The organism is Serratia ficaria (assembly GCF_900187015.1).
GTDB lineage: Bacteria > Pseudomonadota > Gammaproteobacteria > Enterobacterales > Enterobacteriaceae > Serratia > Serratia ficaria.
In genome coordinates, this window is record NZ_LT906479.1 from 212,008 (window position 1) to 229,041 (window position 17,034).

Below are 17,034 nucleotides of genomic sequence, written 5' to 3' on the forward strand. Positions count from 1 at the left end.
AGTTGTCACCAACGTCACTTCTTGATTTCAGTGTAGGTAGCCTGTCGGCAATCGACAATGCTTTACGCCAGCATGGACTGTAACCTATTTGCGGCGGCAAGAAAGGGACTTTAGTTGCCCGGCGGCCAGGTTAAGTCGGCCGCGGACTTTTATTTACCGGTAATGATGTTTAGACTCGGCGACAGAAAAAGAACATCCCGGGGATAGCGTTTTGACTCGGTTCGCACAGACAGTAACATTCTGATAAAAAAGAGTAATGAGGCAGTGCGACGTGGCGATCGGTGCGAGTCGGCTGAACGATCTTAATCCGCCGGCGATGCTGCGACAGACGCCCGGCCGCGTTAAATCCTGCATACCAGGGAGCCAAGATGAGCAAACCACCGCTGTTTTTTATCGCCGTTATTGCGCTTATCGCCGTGCTGGCGACGCATCGCTATTTCAACCAACGCCGGATGGATGCGGAGAACGACCGCGCGCCGCTGCGCAGCCTGCAGGTCAAGGTCAGCGACAAGCGCGAGTTTCCCGTCGCCGCCACCCGTTCGCGCCAGCGCGAACACTGGGCCAATGAGCCGATGCATTATGAGGTGGTATTCAGCCCGCAGGGTGGCGGCGAGGACATTCGGCTGCGGGTGAAGCAGTGGCAGTACAACCCGATCGAAAAAGGCGCGCAGGGCACGTTGAACATGCAGGGCGCGCGCTTCGTCTCCTTTACCGCCCGGTAAGCTATTTCTTTTTGATCGGCGGCTGCTTTTTCTGCCAGGCCAGCAGCTCAAACACGCCAAAGACGAAGATCTTGGCTTCCTGCCAGTAGCTGATCGGTTGATCTTTCGGCTGGGTGGATTTCAGCAGCACCAGCTGCAGGCCGTGCATCACCACCATGAAGAACAGCGCCACGTCGATGAAATATTTCAGCGGCTTGGGAAACGGGTGGAACAGATTGGAGAGCAGGAAGCCCCATACGCACAGCATCAGCAGGCGGCCCAGGTTAATCAGCATGATTGGTTTTCTCTTGCGAACGAATATAAAGACGGTAAGCCACCTGACCGGCGACTTTCTCACGGTGCAACTGCCAGTTGGCCGGCACATCGGCCGCGGCGCTTTCCGCTTCGGCCTCCACGTAGATCCAGGCCTCGTCGGCCAGCCAGCCCCGCTGCTCCAGCAGCGTGACGGTTTCCGCCAGCAGCCCTTTGCGGAACGGCGGATCGAGAAACACCACGTCAAACGGCTGGCCGCCGCCCGCCAGCCAGCTTAGCGTATTGGTATTGACCACCGTTCCTTTGCCCTGCAGCAGCGCCAGGTTTTTTTCCAGCTGTTGCGCCACCGGCCGTTCATATTCCAGCAGCGTGGCGCTGCCGGCATAGCGCGACAGCGCCTCCAGCCCCAGCGCGCCGCTGCCGGCGAAACAGTCCAGGCAACGCGCCCCCTGGATCACCGGCGCCAGCCAGTTGAACAGGGTTTCACGCACCCGATCGGTGGTCGGGCGCAGCCCCGGGCTGCTCGGCACCGGCAGCTTGCGCCCACGCCATTGGCCGCCGATGATGCGGATCTGCCCGGCTGCGGCCTGAGCCGGTTTTTTTGCCGCCGCCCGTGGCGATAGTCTTGTCATATGCTTTGCTTGATTTCTTTCTGCGGCGCGGGCCGCACAGGTTAACGAAAAGTTGCCCTATTCTACCGGTGACGGGCTCCGGGGGAAACGGTAAAACTTTGTTGCCTGATTTCACACTGGAAAGCATGCCGGATGCGTGTTGCTGCGCGAGGGAAAGTGATAGACTCGGCGGATTAATTGTCAGCATATACCCAAAATAATTGGAGTTGCAGCAAGGCGGCAAGAGTGGGAGGCCTCAGGCGCTTACTTAAGTCAGTGGCCGGGGCGAGCGCCCGCAGCCAACGCTGATTGCAGCTTCAAGTATGAAGGGCAAGCAAGCCTTAGGTACGGAGTAGAGTCATCACATGGCAAAAGATAAGAAACGTGGGTTTTTCTCCTGGCTGGGCTTCGGCCAGAAGGAAGAAGAGCAACAGCAACCTGAACCGTCGGTAGAACAGACGGAAAATCAGGCCGTGGAGACACCGGCTGAACCGGCGGCCCCCACGCTGGACGATAAGCTCCCCACCCAGGAATCTGAACCTGCCGCCTCCGTTGACACCCCGGGAGAATGGGACAGCAGCCTGACCGGCGAGCAGATTGCGGAAAGCGTGCCGGCGGTTGCCGAGCGCCCGGCGGAGGAAGACATCGCCGAGCCGGTAGCCGAACCCGAGCCGGTAGCCGAACCCGAGCCGGTAGCCGAACCCGAGCCGGTAGCCGAACCCGAGCCGGTAGCCGAACCCGAGCCGGTAGCCGAACCCGAGCCGGAAGTCGAACCCGAGCCGGTAGCCGAACCCGAGCCGGTAGCCGAACCCGAGCCGGTAGCCGAACCCGAGCCGGAAGTCGAACCCGAGCCGGTAGTCGAACCCGAGCCGGTAGTCGAACCCGAGCCGGTAGTCGAACCCGAGCCGGAAGTGGTTGAGCCAGAACCTGAGGTTCTGCCGGCCAGCGTAGCGCTGGAACCGATTGTCATCGCTGCGGCGCAGGAAGACGCCGCCGCCGAGCTGGCCGCGCCTGCGGTCACTCAAGAGCAGGAACGTCCGACCAAAGAGGGCTTCTTCGCCCGCCTGAAGCGCAGCCTGGTGAAGACCAAACAAAACCTCGGCTCCGGCTTTATCGGCCTGTTCCGCGGCAAGAAAATCGATGACGATCTGTTTGACGAGCTGGAAGAGCAGCTGTTGATCGCCGACGTCGGCGTGGAAACCACGCGCAAGATCATTACCTCCCTCACTCAGCACGCCAGCCGCAAACAGCTGAAAGACGCCGAAGCGCTGTACGGCAAACTGAAGGAGGAAATGTCCGAAATTCTGGCCAAGGTTGACCAACCGCTGGATGTTGGCGGCAAAACCCCGTATGTCATCCTGATGGTGGGCGTCAACGGCGTGGGCAAGACCACCACCATCGGCAAGCTGGCCCGCCAGTTCCAGGCCGAAGGCAAATCGGTGATGCTCGCCGCGGGGGATACTTTCCGCGCGGCGGCGGTCGAGCAGCTGCAGGTGTGGGGCGAACGCAACCGCATTCCGGTGGTGGCGCAGCATACCGGCGCGGATTCCGCCTCGGTGATTTTCGATGCGGTGCAAGCCGCCAAGGCGCGCGGCGTTGACGTGCTGATCGCCGACACCGCCGGCCGCCTGCAGAACAAGGCGCACCTGATGGAAGAGCTGAAGAAGATCGTCCGCGTCATGAAAAAACTGGACGACCAGGCCCCCCATGAGGTTATGCTGACTCTTGATGCCAGCACCGGCCAGAATGCGGTCAGCCAGGCGAAATTGTTTAATGAAGCCGTGGGCTTAACCGGCATCACGCTGACTAAACTGGACGGTACCGCCAAGGGCGGGGTGATCTTCGCCATCGCCGATCAGTTCGGTATCCCGATTCGCTATATCGGCGTCGGGGAAGGCATCGAAGATTTGCGGCCGTTTAAGGCTGACGATTTTATTGAGGCACTTTTTGCCCGAGAGGATTAAAACGGATGATTCGCTTTGAACAGGTCAGTAAAGCTTATCTGGGCGGACGGCAGGCGCTGCAGGGGGTAGATTTCCATCTGCGCCCGGCGGAGATGGCGTTTCTGACCGGCCATTCCGGCGCGGGTAAGAGTACCCTGCTGAAACTGATTTGCGGCATTGAACGCCCCAGCGCCGGCCATATCTGGTTCGGCGGCCACGACATCAGCCGCCTGAAAAACGGCGAGGTGCCGTTCCTGCGCCGTCAGATCGGCATGATTTTCCAGGATCACCACCTGCTGCTGGACCGCACCGTGTATGACAACGTGGCGATGCCGTTGATCATCGCCGGCGCCAGCACCGAAGACATCCGCCGCCGCGTTTCCGCCGCGCTGGACAAGGTCGGGCTGCTGGATAAAGCGAAAAACTTCCCGATTCAGCTGTCCGGCGGCGAGCAACAGCGCGTGGGCATCGCCCGCGCGGTGGTGAACAAACCGGCGGTGCTGCTGGCGGACGAGCCGACCGGCAACCTGGATGACGCGCTGTCGGAAGGCATCCTGCGCCTGTTTGAAGAGTTCAACCGCGTCGGCGTCACCGTACTGATGGCGACCCACGACACCGGGCTGATCGCCCGCCGCAATTACCGTATCCTGACGCTGAGCCAGGGCCGCATGCTGGGAGGAGCGCACCATGGCGAATAATGCAAAAACCGCCAAGAGCAAGGCGCTGCGCGGCGGCTGGCGCGAACAGTGGCGCTACGCCTGGGCGAACGCCATCAAGGATATGCTGCGCCAGCCGTTGGCGACGCTGCTGACGGTGATGGTGATCGCCATCTCCCTGACGCTGCCTAGCCTGTGCTACATCGTGTGGAAAAACGTCAGCACCGCGGCCACCCAGTGGTACCCGACGCCGCAGCTGACGGTCTACCTGGACAAGTCGCTGGACGACGACGCCGCGGTGAAAGTGCTCGACGCCATCAAGGCGGAAGCCGGCGTAGAGAAGGTGAACTACCTGTCGCGCGAAGAGGCCCGGGGCGAATTCCGCAACTGGTCAGGCTTCGGCGGCGCGCTGGACATGCTGGAAGAAAACCCGCTGCCGGCGGTGGCGATCATCACGCCGAAGATGAGCTTCCAGAGTTCCGAAACCCTCAACACCCTGCGCGATCGCGTGGCGGCGGTGCAGGGCGTGGACGAAGTGCGCATGGATGACAGCTGGTTTGCCCGCCTGGCGGCGCTGACCGGGCTGGTGGGCCAGGTCGCGGCGATCATCGGCGTGCTGATGGTGGTGGCGGTGTTCCTGGTGATCGGCAACAGCGTGCGCCTGAGCATCTTCAGCCGCCGCGACACCATCAACGTGATGAAGCTGATCGGCGCCACCGACGGCTTTATCCTGCGGCCGTTCCTCAACGGCGGGGCGATGCTCGGCTTTACCGGCGCGCTGCTGTCGCTGGCGTTGTCCGGGGCCCTGGTGTGGAAGCTGGAGTCGGTGGTGACCGACGTGGCCAGGGTGTTCGGCACCACCTTCACCCTGCACGGCCTGGGCTGGGACGAGGCGCTGCTGCTGCTGCTCATCTCGGCGATGATCGGCTGGATCGCCGCCTGGCTGGCGACGGTGCAACATTTACGCCGATTTACACCACAGTAAGATTTTTTTGGTATACTCTTCTCCTGCTGCTCTGAACGCGTTGCGGGAGAAGAGTGACCTTAAGTACAGCAAGCACCGCTCCTCTTCGCTTAGCGCACAAATTCCCTATCAGCCTTAACTTTCATCACGTATTGTCAGATGCAATGCTGTCGAAAAACAGTGAACTTTTAGGGCGGAACAGGGTCCAAAATTGCAGCAAATGTTAAGGTGCCCGGCGTGTGGAACCGCTTTTGCAACAGCAACTGCCGTAGAATCAATCATTTCCCCGCTGTAATTATCACCTGCATGATCTGTTTTCTCATAGAGAGGGTTTGAATGACCAAAGAAATGCAAACTTTAGCCTTAGTACCCCAAGGCAGCTTGGAAGCCTATATTCGGGCCGCCAACGCCTATCCGATGCTGACGGCAGAGGAAGAGCGGGAGCTGGCTGAACGGCTGCATTATCAGGGCGATCTGGAAGCAGCTAAGCAGCTTATCCTGTCTCACCTGCGCTTTGTCGCTCATATTGCCCGCAACTATTCAGGCTATGGTCTGCCGCAGGCGGATCTGATCCAGGAAGGTAACATCGGCCTGATGAAAGCCGTTCGCCGTTTCAACCCGGAGGTTGGCGTGCGTCTGGTGTCCTTTGCGGTGCATTGGATTAAGGCGGAAATTCACGAATACGTGCTGCGCAACTGGCGCATCGTCAAGGTTGCCACCACCAAGGCGCAGCGCAAACTGTTCTTTAACCTGCGCAAAACCAAGCAGCGTCTGGGCTGGTTCAATCAGGACGAAGTGGAACTGGTGGCCCGCGAGCTGGGGGTGACCAGCAAAGACGTGCGCGAGATGGAGTCCCGCATGGCGGCGCAGGACATGACCTTTGACCCGACCCCGGACGACGAAGCCCGTGACGGTCAGTCGATGGCGCCGGTGCTGTATCTGCAGGATAAAAGCTCCGACTTCGCCGAAGGCATTGAGGAAGATAACTGGGAAAGCAACGCCGCGGACAAACTGGCCTATGCGCTGGAAGGTCTGGACGAACGCAGCCAGCATATCATCCGCGCCCGCTGGCTGGACGACGACAACAAATCCACGCTGCAGGAACTGGCCGATCGGTACGGCGTTTCCGCCGAGCGCGTGCGTCAGCTGGAAAAGAACGCCATGAAGAAGCTGAAGATGGCGATCGAAGCCTAAGTTCATTTCATAAGAAGAAAAGCCCGGCGAGCCGGGCTTTTTTGTGCCTGCGATTCGCCGTTATCGCGTGACAGCGGCGAAGTCCGGTGCCGGGCAGTCATAGCCAAACTTGCTGGCCCAGGCGTAGCGGGTGCCGGTATTGAGGTAGCGCTGGTACAGCGCCTGGCCGGTTTTGGCGTCGCGTTTAATCACCCAGCCGGCGGCGTTGCACAATACCGCGGCGTAGGCCTGGCTCTTCGGCGGCAGCAAATCGGCCGCCTGCCGGGCCAGATCGACCGCCTGCCAGCGGTAGTGCAGGAAGCGGTTGTCCTGCGGCGGCAGCGCCGCCTTGGCGCGCGCCGCTTCCGCGCCGCCGATCCAGCTTTTGTGCTTCAGCTCGCGGGTATCGAACGCATCCCCCAGATAAGAATAACCGGCGCCGTAAATGGCGTAGTCCGGCGTCATTTCATAGCCGGTGAACGTCAGCCCCTGGGCGCGCAGCAGGCTCGCGGCCCGGTAGTAGGCAGTGGCGCGGGCCAGCGGCTTGGCGGTTTTATCCTGCGCCGCTTTCAGCGCATCGGCGTACTGCTGGGCCGCCTGGCGGTAGTTGGGGATGTCGAAATAGGCCAGCGCTTCCTGTTCGCGTCCGGCGCGCATCAGCCGCCGCGCCAGCAGCTCGCGCAGCTGCACTTCCGGCGTCATCTGCTGGCCGCCGTATTCGTCCGGATTGACCGGCTGCAGCGGCGTGGCCGGCGCCGGCGCATGGCGGTCGACGAAGCCTTTCAGCTCATCGACGGTCAGCACCCGCTCGGCCACGTCCGCCACGTCGGCCCAGTAGAGCGCCTTGCCGCGATACAGCAGATCCATCGCCTGCAGATAATCGCCGCGGTTCAGCGCCAGTATCGCCTGCTCGCCGGCTACCCGGCACTCCGGCACTATGGTTTCCGCCACAAAGTCGGCATTGCGCTGTTCGCCCCAGCTTTCGTTGGCGGGGAAGGCGCTCGCCGCCTTGGCGTAGGCGGCGGTGGCGGCCTTGACGTCGCCGTCGCGCAGCGCCATTTTGGCGCGCAGCCACCAGGCCAGGCCGCTGTCGCCGGCGTTTTTCAGCAGGCTGGCCGTCATCGGGTATTGCCCGGCGCGGTAAGCCAGCGCCGCCAGCCGATCGCTGCCGGCGAAGCCGCTCTTCACCGAGGCGTTCAGCAGCGTCAGGATCTGACTGATGGTTTGCGCGGAGCGGCTGCCGCTGCCGTCGGTATCGGCCAGCTGCAGGTTGCTGCTGCGGGCGAACAGCTCGATGGTGACCAACTGCTGAATGAGCGGATTGTCGATAGCCTGCTTGAGGGTTTCGACATGGTCAGGATTGACCAGATAGCTGGAGACGTACTGCAGCGACAGGCCACCGCCCGGGTCGCCCTGTGCCGCCTGCTGCGCATACAGCCGCGCCGCCGCGGCGACGTCACCCAGCCACAGATCAATGCGCGCCTGCTGCCCGAGGCTGCTCAGCGCCAGCCGATCGGGATCGGCTGCGCCGCCCTTAACCCGATCGATCGCCTGCTGAAACGCCGCCCGCGCCTGTTCGAGCTGCGCTTTGGGCGGATGTTCCACCGCCGGGGCCGGTTCGCCGGATGCGTTTTCCGGCGTGCCGCGATCGCCCATCAGCAGCCTGCCGAGCGAATATTGCGCCCGCAGCCCCCAGTCGGCCTGTTGCGCCGCAGGCAGCGCCAGCACCTGCCGGAAATATTCCGCCGCGCGCGGATCGTCGACGGCGAAGGCGACGGCGCCCAACTGATACAGGCGTGCGGCGTCGGACAGCCCCTGAGTATTGACCGCATCGGCTTCTTCGACGGTTTTGGCGGCGCGCATTTTGCCGATGATCAGGGTCTCCGGCGACAGCGGCATCGGTTTCGGCGGCATTGGCGGCGGCGGCGCTTGCCACTGCGGCAGCTGTTTGTCCGGCGCCACCAGGCGGCCGGCCTCAAAGGCGAAGTTGCCTTCCGGCATGTACAGCAGGGTGCCGTTGCGATCGGTCAGCAAACGATTGGGGAAATCCGGCCCGCAGGCGTAGCCGTTCAGCGGCAGCGCCAGCGCGGCGCCAATCAGCGCGGCCAGCGGAAGATACCGGCGGGGGTCCCGTGCGGCGCGCGTATCAAGGTGTGACAAGGGTGCCTCCTGGCGTCAGGTTTTTGCAGCGCAGCCAACCGAGCGGCCGGGATTGTCCGGCGCGCAGCTGGTCACCGTCAATGCGGGTAAAACGCTGCCGTTGAGGGGTGGTTTCCAGCCGGTAATTGCCCACCGCATCCGCCGCCAGGCAATCGCCGGCGGTGATGACGATCTCCCGGGGCAGCGGGGCGTCAACCGGCCCGTTATTATGAATTGTCAGATCATACAACCCGTTTTGCCGTGGCTGAGGCCTGAATTTTACCTGCCAGTCGACGGTCAGCGGCCGGCGCTCGATAACCGCCCGCAGCGTGGCGAGCGACCAGGCGCGGCGATCGGTCGCCAGCGGCAGGCGGAACCAGATGATGCCGCGCAGCCGCGGTGTGGCCTGGCTGGCCAACTGCTGCAGAAAGTCGGCAATTCGCTGCGGCGCCACCGTCAGTTCGCGCCCGCCGCCCGCCACGCGCAGCGGCGATTCGCTTTCCACCTGCGCGCCCTGCGCATCGAACCCCAATAACCCCATGCCGTAGGCCGGCAGCGCCACGCGGAACGGCTTCGGGGTGATGGCGGCATATTGCCGCACCCAGCGCAGCGCCTGCGCGCCGTCGAACAGCCCCTGACGAGGAGAGAGTACGGCGTGCACCTGCAGCACCGAGCTGTCGGCCTGTTGCAGCACGCCGGGCAGCGCCGGTGAACCGATCCAGGCCGGCAGGGCGGTTATGCCGAGCTGCAGCGAGGCGGGCAGCCGTTGGCGCAGCTGGTGCAGGAAGCGTTGGTAGTCCGGCAGCCGGGCGGTGGCGGCGTCGTGGTCGATTTCCACGCCGCTGACCTGCAGCCCGGCGTCTTGCCAGCGTTGCGCCAGCGTCAGCAGGCGCTGAACGATGGCGGTTTGATCCCGCTGCGGCAGTTGCCCGTCGAGGCGCGCCACCAGCCACAGCGGGCGGCCATCCTGTTGCAACAAGGGGAGATTGATCGGAATTTCCCGCCAGCCCTCGCGCGGGTGCACCTGCAGCGCCAGCACCCGCAGGCTGGAGAACAGGTCGCGGCTGTCGGCCAGCGCCTCGGCGTGCTGCGGCGTCCAGACCCGCTGCCACACGTAGATCTGACGATCCCAGGGTTGCTGCAGCCGCAGAGCCTGCTGGCGCCCGGCGAACCAGGCCGCCAGCGCCAGCGCGATCAGCAGCAGCGCCGCCAGCCGGCGTTTCATTTCTGCCAGAGTTCGCCCTGGGGCGCGAAGCCGCAGGCGCGCATAAAGTTGTCGACCTCGCCGCGTTCGCGCGGCGCCAGGCCGGCGGTCGACAGCCGCCAGTGGGCCACCTGCGGCAGCTGGCGCTGCGTGTCCTGCACCAGATACAGCCCGACGCCGCGGCGGCGCGTCACTTCGCGCACCAGCAGGTCCTGCAATTCGGCCTGGTCGTCCTGCAAAACCACCTTCACCGCGCCCAGCAGCCGCTCGTTGAAACGGGCGGCGAACAGCGCTTTGCCGCCGCTCAGCCAGCTTTGCCACTGCGCAGGTTGCTGATGCGGCCAGATTTTGCCGAGGTCGATAAGGTCTTGCGGGGATAGCGTACTCAAGCGCTCGATGGTCAATTTCATGCAGAATTTCCGCGCAGCTAAATGATGCCGACAGTGTAATAGATCTTGCGCAGAGCGTTGTGTAAGTTTTTCTGTACGATTACTGCGCAAAATGTTTTTTGCATGGGTCATTTTCCGAGCAAACAGTTAGTAAACGCATTGTTAACCAGCATAACGCGCTACGCCTGATGGCAAACATCGCAGATTTAATCCGAGTTTTATCCTGTTTACACCGCTTGTTTCTGAGTGATGAAGTTGATTTGCAGCAGAATATTCCTGTTTAATGGCATGAAAAATAAAGTCTTATTAGAAAATATTGCCATCAAAACACCTAAATCATTATTACTTATGAATAAAAGCAGTAAATAACGCTCGGGTGCAGGCAAACACAACAGGTACGTTCACAACGACAGATGGGGAATTTGCGGATGAAATTAACAACAGGTAAGGCATTGCTGGCGGGTTGTATCGCGATGGCTATCGGCCATTCGGCCATGGCGAAAGACATCAAGGTGGCGATCGTCGGGGCGATGTCCGGCCCGGTCGCGCAGTATGGCGATATGGAGTTTACCGGCGCGCGCCAGGCGATCGCCGACATCAACGCCAAGGGCGGCATCAAGGGCGACAAGCTGGTCGGCGTGGAATACGACGACGCCTGCGACCCGAAACAAGCGGTGGCGGTCGCCAACAAGGTGATCAACGACGGCATTCGCTACGTGATCGGCCACCTGTGTTCCTCATCCACCCAGCCGGCATCCGATATTTATGAGGATGAAGGGGTGATCATGATTACCCCGGCGGCCACCAACGCCGATCTGACCACCCGCGGCTACAAAATGATTATGCGCACCACGGGTCTGGATTCCGATCAGGGCCCGACCGCCGCCAAATACATCCTCGGCGAGATCAAGCCCAAGCGCATCGCCGTGGTGCACGACAAGCAACAGTATGGCGAAGGCCTGGCGCGCTCGGTGCGCGACAGCCTGAAGCAGCAGGGCACCGAGGTGGCGATGTTTGAAGGCATCACCGCCGGCGATAAGGACTTCTCCACCCTGGTGGCGCGCCTGAAGAAAGAGAATATCGACTTCGTCTATTTCGGCGGCTACTACCCGGAAATGGGCCAAATCCTGCGCCAGGCCAAGCAGGCCGGCCTGACCACCCGCTTTATGGGGCCGGAAGGCGTGGGCAACTCCTCGCTGTCCAACATCGCCGGCGCCGCCTCTGAAGGCATGCTGGTGACCCTGCCGAAACGCTACGATCAGGTGCCGGCCAACCAGCCGATCGTCGACGCGCTGAAGGCCAAGAAGCTGGATCCGACCGGGCCTTTCGTCTGGACCACCTATGCCGCGCTGCAGTCGCTGACCACCGGCATGGAACGCAGCGGCAGCCAGGAACCGGAAGATATCGTCAAGGATCTGAAAACCGGCAAGCCGGTCGACACCGTAATGGGGCCGCTGAGCTGGGATGACAAGGGCGATCTGAAAGGCTTCGAGTTCGGCGTATTCGAATGGCATGCCAACGGCACATCAACACCGATTAAATAAGCCATAATCATCAGGGTAGGGCGCAGTCCTCTGCGCCCGCGGGCCGGCTTGCCGGCCCCGTATCCCTTTACCTGAAGGCGCTTTGCGTTCAGGTTTCGCAGCCAAGGGTCAGAGTATGTCAGAGCAGGTTCTCTATTTTCTGCAGCAGATGTTCAACGGCGTGACGTTGGGCAGCACCTATGCCTTGATCGCCATCGGTTACACCATGGTTTACGGCATCATCGGCATGATCAACTTCGCCCACGGCGAGGTGTACATGATCAGCAGCTATGTCTCCTTTATCGTGATCGCCGCCCTGATGATGCTGGGCATCGACGTCGGCTGGCTGCTGATCGGCGCCGCCTTCCTGGTGTCGATCGTGATGGCCAGCGCCTACGGCTGGAGCATCGAACGGGTGGCCTACAAGCCGGTGCGCAATTCCAAACGCCTGATTGCGCTGATTTCCGCCATCGGCATGTCGATATTCCTGCAAAACTACGTCAGCCTGACGCAGGGTTCGCGCGATCTGGCGCTGCCCAGCCTGGTCACCGGCCAGTGGGTGCTGGGCGAAAGCAACGGCTTCGCCGCCACCATCAGCACCATGCAGCTGATCATCTGGGGCGTTACCTTCCTGGCGATGCTGGCGCTGACGCTGTTCATTCGTTACTCGCGCATGGGCCGCGCCTGCCGCGCCTGCGCGGAAGATCTGAAGATGGCCAGCCTGCTGGGCATCAACACCGATCGGGTGATCTCGCTGACCTTCGTGATCGGCGCGGTGATGGCGGCGGTGGCCGGCGTGCTGCTCGGCCAGTTCTACGGCGTCATCAATCCCTATATCGGCTTTATGGCCGGCATGAAAGCCTTCACCGCCGCGGTGCTGGGCGGCATCGGCAGCATCCCCGGCGCGATGATCGGCGGGCTGGTGCTGGGCGTGGCGGAGGCGCTGACCTCGGCCTATCTGAGCACCGAATATAAAGACGTGGTGTCGTTCGCCCTGCTGATAGTGGTGCTGCTGATCATGCCGACCGGCATTCTCGGGCGCCCGGAGGTTGAGAAGGTATGAAACTCAATCTGCTTAACGCATTGATCGCCACCGCGGTGCTGTTCGTGATGGCGTCGTTCCTGATGGGCATGCAGCTCAGCCTGGACGGCACCAAACTGGTGGTGCACGGCGCGGCGGAAGTGCGCTGGATGTGGATCGGCATCGGCTGCGTCATCGTCTTCTTCTTCCAGCTGCTGCGGCCGCTGCTGCAACAGGGGCTGAAAAAGGTTTCCGGCCCCGCTTTCGTGCTGCCGAGCTTCGACGGCACCACCCCGCGGCAAAAGCTGCTGGCGGCGGCGCTGATCGCGGCGGCGGTCGCCTGGCCGTTTCTGGTGTCGCGCGGTACGGTGGATATCGCTACCCTGACGCTGATCTACGTGATGCTGGGCCTCGGCCTGAACGTGGTGGTCGGGCTGTCCGGCCTGCTGGTGCTGGGCTACGGCGGCTTCTACGCCATCGGCGCCTACACCTATGCGCTGCTGAACCACTATTACGGCCTCGGCTTCTGGGAAAGCCTGCCGCTGGCGGGCATCGTCACCGCCGCTTTCGGTTTCCTGCTCGGTTTCCCGGTGCTGCGGTTGCGCGGCGACTACCTGGCGATAGTCACGCTCGGCTTCGGCGAAATCGTGCGCATCCTGTTGCTGAACAACACCGAGATCACCGGCGGGCCGAACGGCATCAGCCAGATCCCGAAACCGACCTTCTTCGGCCTGGAGTTCAACCGCAGCGCGCGCGACGGCGGCTGGGACACCTTCCACAACTTCTTTGGCCTGAAATACGATCCGAGCGATCGCATCGTGTTCCTCTACCTGGTGGCGCTGCTGCTGGTGGTGCTGACGCTGTTCGTCATCAACCGCCTGCTGCGCATGCCGCTGGGGCGCGCCTGGGAAGCGCTGCGCGAAGACGAAATCGCCTGCCGTTCGCTGGGCCTTAGCCCGACCCGCATCAAGCTGACCGCCTTTACCATCAGCGCCGCCTTCGCCGGCTTTGCCGGCACGCTGTTCGCCGCGCGCCAGGGCTTCGTCAGCCCGGAATCCTTTACCTTCGTCGAGTCGGCCTTCGTGCTGGCGATCGTGGTGCTGGGGGGGATGGGCTCGCAGTTTGCGGTGATCCTGGCGGCGATCCTGCTGGTGGTGTCGCGCGAGCTGATGCGTGACCTGAACGAATACAGCATGTTGCTGCTGGGCGCGCTGATGGTGCTGATGATGATCTGGCGGCCGCAGGGGCTGCTGCCGATGAAACGGCCGCAGCTCAAGCTGAAGGCGGCGGATATCCATGCAGGCAAGGGAGAACAGGCATGAGCGCTCAACCTTTACTGCAGGTCGAAGGGCTGTCGATGCGCTTCGGCGGGCTGCTGGCGGTCAACAAGGTGGCGCTGCAGCTGAACGAAGGCGAAATAGTCTCTTTGATCGGCCCGAACGGCGCCGGCAAGACCACGGTGTTCAACTGCCTGACCGGTTTTTATCGCCCGACCGGCGGCACCATCAGGCTGCGCGATCGCCACCTTGAAGGGCTGACGGGGCAGGCCATCGCCCGCATGGGGGTGGTGCGCACCTTCCAGCACGTGCGGCTGTTCCGCGAAATGACGGTGATCGAGAACCTGCTGGTGGCGCAGCACCAGCACCTGAAAAGCGGTCTGTTCGCCGGGCTGTTGAAAACCCCGGCCTTCCGCCGCGCCGAAGCCGATGCGCTGGAGCGCGCGGCGGTGTGGCTGGAGCGCGTCGGCCTGCTGGCGATGGCCAACCGCTCGGCGGGCAACCTGGCCTATGGCCAGCAGCGGCGGCTGGAGATCGCCCGCTGCATGGTGACCCGCCCGGAGCTGCTGATGCTGGACGAACCGGCCGCCGGCCTGAACCCGAAAGAAACCGACGAGCTGGACCATTTGATCGTCGAGCTGCGCGACCGGCACCGGGTTTCGGTGCTGTTGATTGAGCACGACATGAAGCTGGTGATGGGCATTTCGGACCGCATCTACGTGGTGAATCAGGGAACGCCGCTGGCGCAGGGCACGCCGGACGAAATCCGCAACAACCCGGACGTGATCCGGGCCTATCTGGGCGAGGCTTAAGACTGTGTCCCATCATTGTTCGTGGCATCGTCGCAGACCCAAAAGCCCGCTATCAAGGCGGAAGATGAAGAACATAGCGGGACTATGTTCAAATCTGACAACGCAGAGAGCGGGTTTTTTGGGGCGCGACCCACTGGGCTGGGGCTATTTCGCCGCGCCGCTGCGTTACTCACCGTTTATTTGGCCCACCAAACCTCACGGCTCGCGCCTTGCTGCGCAGCGAAATAACCACCAGCGATGCTCACGCACAATGATGGGGCACAGTCTTTATGCTGTCATTTAATCAGGTCTCCGCCCATTACGGCAAAATTCAGGCGTTGCATCAGGTTAGCCTGAACATCAAGCAGGGCGAAATAGTCACCCTGATCGGCGCCAACGGCGCCGGTAAAACCACGCTGCTCGGCACGCTGTGCGGCGAACCGCGCGCTACCGAAGGCAGCATCACCTTCCTCGATCGGGAGATCACCCAGTGGCAAACCTCGCGCATCATGCGCGAAGCGGTGGCGATCGTGCCGGAAGGGCGGCGGGTGTTCTCGCGCATGACGGTGGAAGAAAACCTGGCGATGGGCGGTTTCTTCGCCGATCGTCAGCAGTATCAGCAGCGCATCGAGCGGGTATTTAACCTGTTCCCGCGCCTGCTGGAACGCCGCAATCAGCGCTCCGGCACCATGTCCGGCGGCGAACAGCAGATGCTGGCGATCGGCCGCGCGCTGATGAGCCAACCGAAGCTGCTGCTGCTCGACGAACCCTCGCTGGGGCTGGCGCCGATCATCATTCAGCAGATCTTCGACATCATCCAGCAGCTGCGGGAAGAGGGCATGACCATCTTCCTGGTGGAGCAAAACGCCAATCAGGCGCTGAAACTGGCGGATCGCGGTTATGTGCTGGAAAACGGCCGCGTGGTGTTGGAAGATACGGGTGCCGCATTGTTAGCAAACGAAGCAGTACGGTCGGCGTATCTGGGCGGGTGAACCGCCCCCCTACGAATTAAAAAATAATCAGGTACGAGAATAAGAAATGAAGACAGAAGGGTTACTCGCGCAGCGCATCGTCAATGTAAAAAGCTCGGCAATCCGTGAATTGCTCAAGCACAGTAAGATGGAAAACGTCATTTCGCTGGCGGGCGGCATCCCCTCTGATGCCCTGTTTGACTTCGAAGGGTTGAGCATCGCCACCCAGCAGGCGATCACCGAGCAGCCGAAAAGCGCCTTTCAGTATGGCCTGACCGAAGGCAGCCCGCTGCTGCGCGAGCGTATCTGCGCGCTGTGCGCCGAGCGCGGCGTTTCCGCCCGCGCGGAAGAGGTGATGGTGACCGCCGGCTCTCAGCAGGCGCTGGATCTGGTGATGCGCGCCATCGTCAACCCGGGCGACGTGTTTGTGGTGGAGCGCCCGACCTACCTGGCGGCGCTGCAGACGCTGGAGCTGGCGGAAGCCAACATCCTGTCGGTCTCCTCCGACAGCGACGGCATGGTGGTGGAAGAACTGGCCGAGCTGTTGAAAACCCAGCGCATCAAGGGCGTGTACGTGGTGCCGAACTTCGGCAACCCGAGCGGCATCACCCTGAGCGCGGCGCGGCGCGAACTGCTGGTGAAGCTGGCGGCCGAGCACAACTTCCTGATCATCGAAGACGACCCGTACGGCGAGCTGCGCTTTACCGATGAGCGCCACGCCACGCTGCATCAGGTTTCGCAGCGGGTGCTGGGCCACACCGATAACATTATCTACACCTCGACCTTCTCCAAGATCCTGGCGCCGGGCCTGCGCCTGGGTTGGGCTATCCTGCCCGAGTTCCTGTTGCACAAGGTGGCGATCATCAAGCAGGCGGCGGATCTGCATGCCAGCGCGCTGTCGCAGAGCATCGTCGAATGTTACCTGGGGCTGGATCGCCTGCCGGCGCAGATCGAAAAGATCCGCGCCGCTTACAAGCATAAAGGCGAGATCCTGGCCGGGCTGGTAGAAAAAGAGCTGGGCGACTACATCACCTTCGATCAGCCGAAGGGCGGCATGTTCCTGTGGGCGCGCTTCCGTCAGCCGTTCAACGCCACCGAGTGGCTGAACACCACTCTGCAGCAGGGCGTAGTGTTCGTGCCGGGGGAATATTTCTTCTCCGATAACCCGGATCGTTCGACCTTCCGCCTGTCGTTCGCCACCGCGACCGAGCAGCAAATGCAGGAAGCGGTCGCTCGCCTGCGTCGTTCGCTGTAATTTCCACGGCGGCGGGGCGCACTGCCTCGCCGTCGACATCAAAACGCAATCTGCACTTCACTCTCCCGTCATCCGGCTGTCATCTAACGGTTATTTTTCTGTCATCCGCGCATGGCATGTTAGCTTCCGAACAAAAAACTGAT

Annotated in this window: 16 protein-coding genes; 11 read left to right on the forward strand and 5 right to left on the reverse strand. The window is 62.1% G+C overall.

Translation table 11 applies throughout. The features are described from left to right. Positions 1 to 368: 368 nt before the first annotated feature. On the forward strand, positions 369 to 722 hold the full coding sequence (locus CKW09_RS00950; RefSeq protein ID WP_061798786.1) for a DUF2500 domain-containing protein: 354 nt from the start codon (positions 369 to 371) through the stop codon (positions 720 to 722). 1 nt (position 723) lies between these two features. Here CKW09_RS00950 and CKW09_RS00955 read toward each other — a convergent pair whose 3' ends face one another. After that, positions 724 to 996 carry a DUF1145 family protein gene (locus tag CKW09_RS00955; RefSeq protein WP_061798784.1) on the reverse strand — a complete coding sequence of 91 codons (273 nt, stop codon included), beginning with the start codon at positions 994 to 996 and terminating at the stop codon, positions 724 to 726. Next, on the reverse strand, positions 986 to 1,606 hold the full coding sequence (gene rsmD, locus CKW09_RS00960; RefSeq protein WP_061798783.1) for a 16S rRNA (guanine(966)-N(2))-methyltransferase: 621 nt from the start codon (positions 1,604 to 1,606) through the stop codon (positions 986 to 988). The genes CKW09_RS00955 and rsmD overlap by 11 nt, the downstream gene beginning before the upstream one ends. 344 nt (positions 1,607 to 1,950) lie before the next feature. On the opposite strand from rsmD, the gene ftsY reads away from it, so the two are divergent. The 4 genes from ftsY to rpoH all read left to right on the forward strand — a co-directional run bounded on the left by ftsY (position 1,951) and on the right by rpoH (position 6,342). Continuing rightward, positions 1,951 to 3,549, forward strand: a complete 1,599-nt coding sequence (gene ftsY / locus CKW09_RS00965; RefSeq protein ID WP_095095067.1) for a signal recognition particle-docking protein FtsY — start codon at positions 1,951 to 1,953, stop codon at positions 3,547 to 3,549. A 5-nt stretch (positions 3,550 to 3,554) separates the two neighbouring features. Beyond that, entirely contained in the window at positions 3,555 to 4,226 is a 672-nt protein-coding gene (gene ftsE, locus CKW09_RS00970; protein WP_061798780.1) for a cell division ATP-binding protein FtsE, read from the forward strand. Beyond that, positions 4,216 to 5,169, forward strand: a complete 954-nt coding sequence (gene ftsX, locus CKW09_RS00975; protein ID WP_061798779.1) for a permease-like cell division protein FtsX — start codon at positions 4,216 to 4,218, stop codon at positions 5,167 to 5,169. Before ftsE ends, ftsX begins: the two co-directional genes overlap by 11 nt. Before the next feature lie 315 nt (positions 5,170 to 5,484). Beyond that, complete coding sequence (gene rpoH / locus CKW09_RS00980) at positions 5,485 to 6,342, forward strand: RNA polymerase sigma factor RpoH (protein ID WP_061798778.1); 858 nt, start codon at positions 5,485 to 5,487, stop codon at positions 6,340 to 6,342. 60 nt (positions 6,343 to 6,402) lie between these two features. Here the strand turns inward: rpoH and CKW09_RS00985 are convergent, their stop codons facing one another. The 3 genes from CKW09_RS00985 to panM are packed head-to-tail and all read right to left on the reverse strand — an operon-like array spanning position 6,403 to position 10,074. Further along, positions 6,403 to 8,481, reverse strand: coding sequence for a hypothetical protein (locus CKW09_RS00985; protein ID WP_095095070.1), 2,079 nt, complete (start codon positions 8,479 to 8,481; stop codon positions 6,403 to 6,405). Next, on the reverse strand, positions 8,468 to 9,685 hold the full coding sequence (locus CKW09_RS00990) for a DUF3142 domain-containing protein (RefSeq protein ID WP_095095073.1): 1,218 nt from the start codon (positions 9,683 to 9,685) through the stop codon (positions 8,468 to 8,470). Before CKW09_RS00990 ends, CKW09_RS00985 begins: the two co-directional genes overlap by 14 nt. Then, entirely contained in the window at positions 9,682 to 10,074 is a 393-nt protein-coding gene (gene panM, locus CKW09_RS00995; RefSeq protein ID WP_061798774.1) for an aspartate 1-decarboxylase autocleavage activator PanM, read from the reverse strand. Before panM ends, CKW09_RS00990 begins: the two co-directional genes overlap by 4 nt. A gap of 407 nt (positions 10,075 to 10,481) precedes the next feature. Here panM and CKW09_RS01000 point away from each other — a divergent pair, with 407 nt between their 5' ends. From CKW09_RS01000 to CKW09_RS01025, 6 genes are all read left to right on the forward strand, one after another. Continuing rightward, positions 10,482 to 11,597 (forward strand): branched-chain amino acid ABC transporter substrate-binding protein, encoded by a 1,116-nt coding sequence (locus CKW09_RS01000; RefSeq protein ID WP_061798773.1) that lies wholly within the window; start codon positions 10,482 to 10,484, stop codon positions 11,595 to 11,597. A 115-nt stretch (positions 11,598 to 11,712) separates the two neighbouring features. Further along, positions 11,713 to 12,639, forward strand: a complete 927-nt coding sequence (gene livH, locus CKW09_RS01005) for a high-affinity branched-chain amino acid ABC transporter permease LivH (RefSeq protein ID WP_061798771.1) — start codon at positions 11,713 to 11,715, stop codon at positions 12,637 to 12,639. Further along, positions 12,636 to 13,919 (forward strand): high-affinity branched-chain amino acid ABC transporter permease LivM, encoded by a 1,284-nt coding sequence (locus tag CKW09_RS01010; RefSeq protein WP_061798770.1) that lies wholly within the window; start codon positions 12,636 to 12,638, stop codon positions 13,917 to 13,919. Before livH ends, CKW09_RS01010 begins: the two co-directional genes overlap by 4 nt. Beyond that, entirely contained in the window at positions 13,916 to 14,686 is a 771-nt protein-coding gene (gene livG / locus CKW09_RS01015) for a high-affinity branched-chain amino acid ABC transporter ATP-binding protein LivG (RefSeq protein ID WP_061798769.1), read from the forward strand. Before CKW09_RS01010 ends, livG begins: the two co-directional genes overlap by 4 nt. Before the next feature lie 269 nt (positions 14,687 to 14,955). Then, on the forward strand, positions 14,956 to 15,657 hold the full coding sequence (livF, locus tag CKW09_RS01020) for a high-affinity branched-chain amino acid ABC transporter ATP-binding protein LivF (protein WP_061798767.1): 702 nt from the start codon (positions 14,956 to 14,958) through the stop codon (positions 15,655 to 15,657). A 46-nt stretch (positions 15,658 to 15,703) separates the two neighbouring features. Further along, positions 15,704 to 16,891, forward strand: coding sequence for an aminotransferase-like domain-containing protein (locus CKW09_RS01025; RefSeq protein WP_061798766.1), 1,188 nt, complete (start codon positions 15,704 to 15,706; stop codon positions 16,889 to 16,891). The last annotated feature ends 143 nt before the right edge of the window (positions 16,892 to 17,034 follow it).

What these genes read in the sequence shown, in the direction of transcription:
- ftsX (WP_061798779.1), top strand. Translation starts at nt 4,216, where the DNA reads ATGGCGAATAATGCAAAAACCGCCAAGAGCAAGGCGCTGCGCGGCGGC.
- livG (WP_061798769.1), top strand. Translation starts at nt 13,916, where the DNA reads ATGAGCGCTCAACCTTTACTGCAGGTCGAAGGGCTGTCGATGCGCTTC.
- ftsY (WP_095095067.1), top strand. Translation starts at nt 1,951, where the DNA reads ATGGCAAAAGATAAGAAACGTGGGTTTTTCTCCTGGCTGGGCTTCGGC.
- livF (WP_061798767.1), top strand. Translation starts at nt 14,956, where the DNA reads ATGCTGTCATTTAATCAGGTCTCCGCCCATTACGGCAAAATTCAGGCG.
- rsmD (WP_061798783.1), bottom strand. Translation starts at nt 1,606, where the DNA reads ATGACAAGACTATCGCCACGGGCGGCGGCAAAAAAACCGGCTCAGGCC.
- livH (WP_061798771.1), top strand. Translation starts at nt 11,713, where the DNA reads ATGTCAGAGCAGGTTCTCTATTTTCTGCAGCAGATGTTCAACGGCGTG.
- CKW09_RS01010 (WP_061798770.1), top strand. Translation starts at nt 12,636, where the DNA reads ATGAAACTCAATCTGCTTAACGCATTGATCGCCACCGCGGTGCTGTTC.
- CKW09_RS01000 (WP_061798773.1), top strand. Translation starts at nt 10,482, where the DNA reads ATGAAATTAACAACAGGTAAGGCATTGCTGGCGGGTTGTATCGCGATG.
- CKW09_RS00955 (WP_061798784.1), bottom strand. Translation starts at nt 996, where the DNA reads ATGCTGATTAACCTGGGCCGCCTGCTGATGCTGTGCGTATGGGGCTTC.
- CKW09_RS00990 (WP_095095073.1), bottom strand. Translation starts at nt 9,685, where the DNA reads ATGAAACGCCGGCTGGCGGCGCTGCTGCTGATCGCGCTGGCGCTGGCG.
- CKW09_RS01025 (WP_061798766.1), top strand. Translation starts at nt 15,704, where the DNA reads ATGAAGACAGAAGGGTTACTCGCGCAGCGCATCGTCAATGTAAAAAGC.
- panM (WP_061798774.1), bottom strand. Translation starts at nt 10,074, where the DNA reads ATGAAATTGACCATCGAGCGCTTGAGTACGCTATCCCCGCAAGACCTT.
- ftsE (WP_061798780.1), top strand. Translation starts at nt 3,555, where the DNA reads ATGATTCGCTTTGAACAGGTCAGTAAAGCTTATCTGGGCGGACGGCAG.
- rpoH (WP_061798778.1), top strand. Translation starts at nt 5,485, where the DNA reads ATGACCAAAGAAATGCAAACTTTAGCCTTAGTACCCCAAGGCAGCTTG.
- CKW09_RS00950 (WP_061798786.1), top strand. Translation starts at nt 369, where the DNA reads ATGAGCAAACCACCGCTGTTTTTTATCGCCGTTATTGCGCTTATCGCC.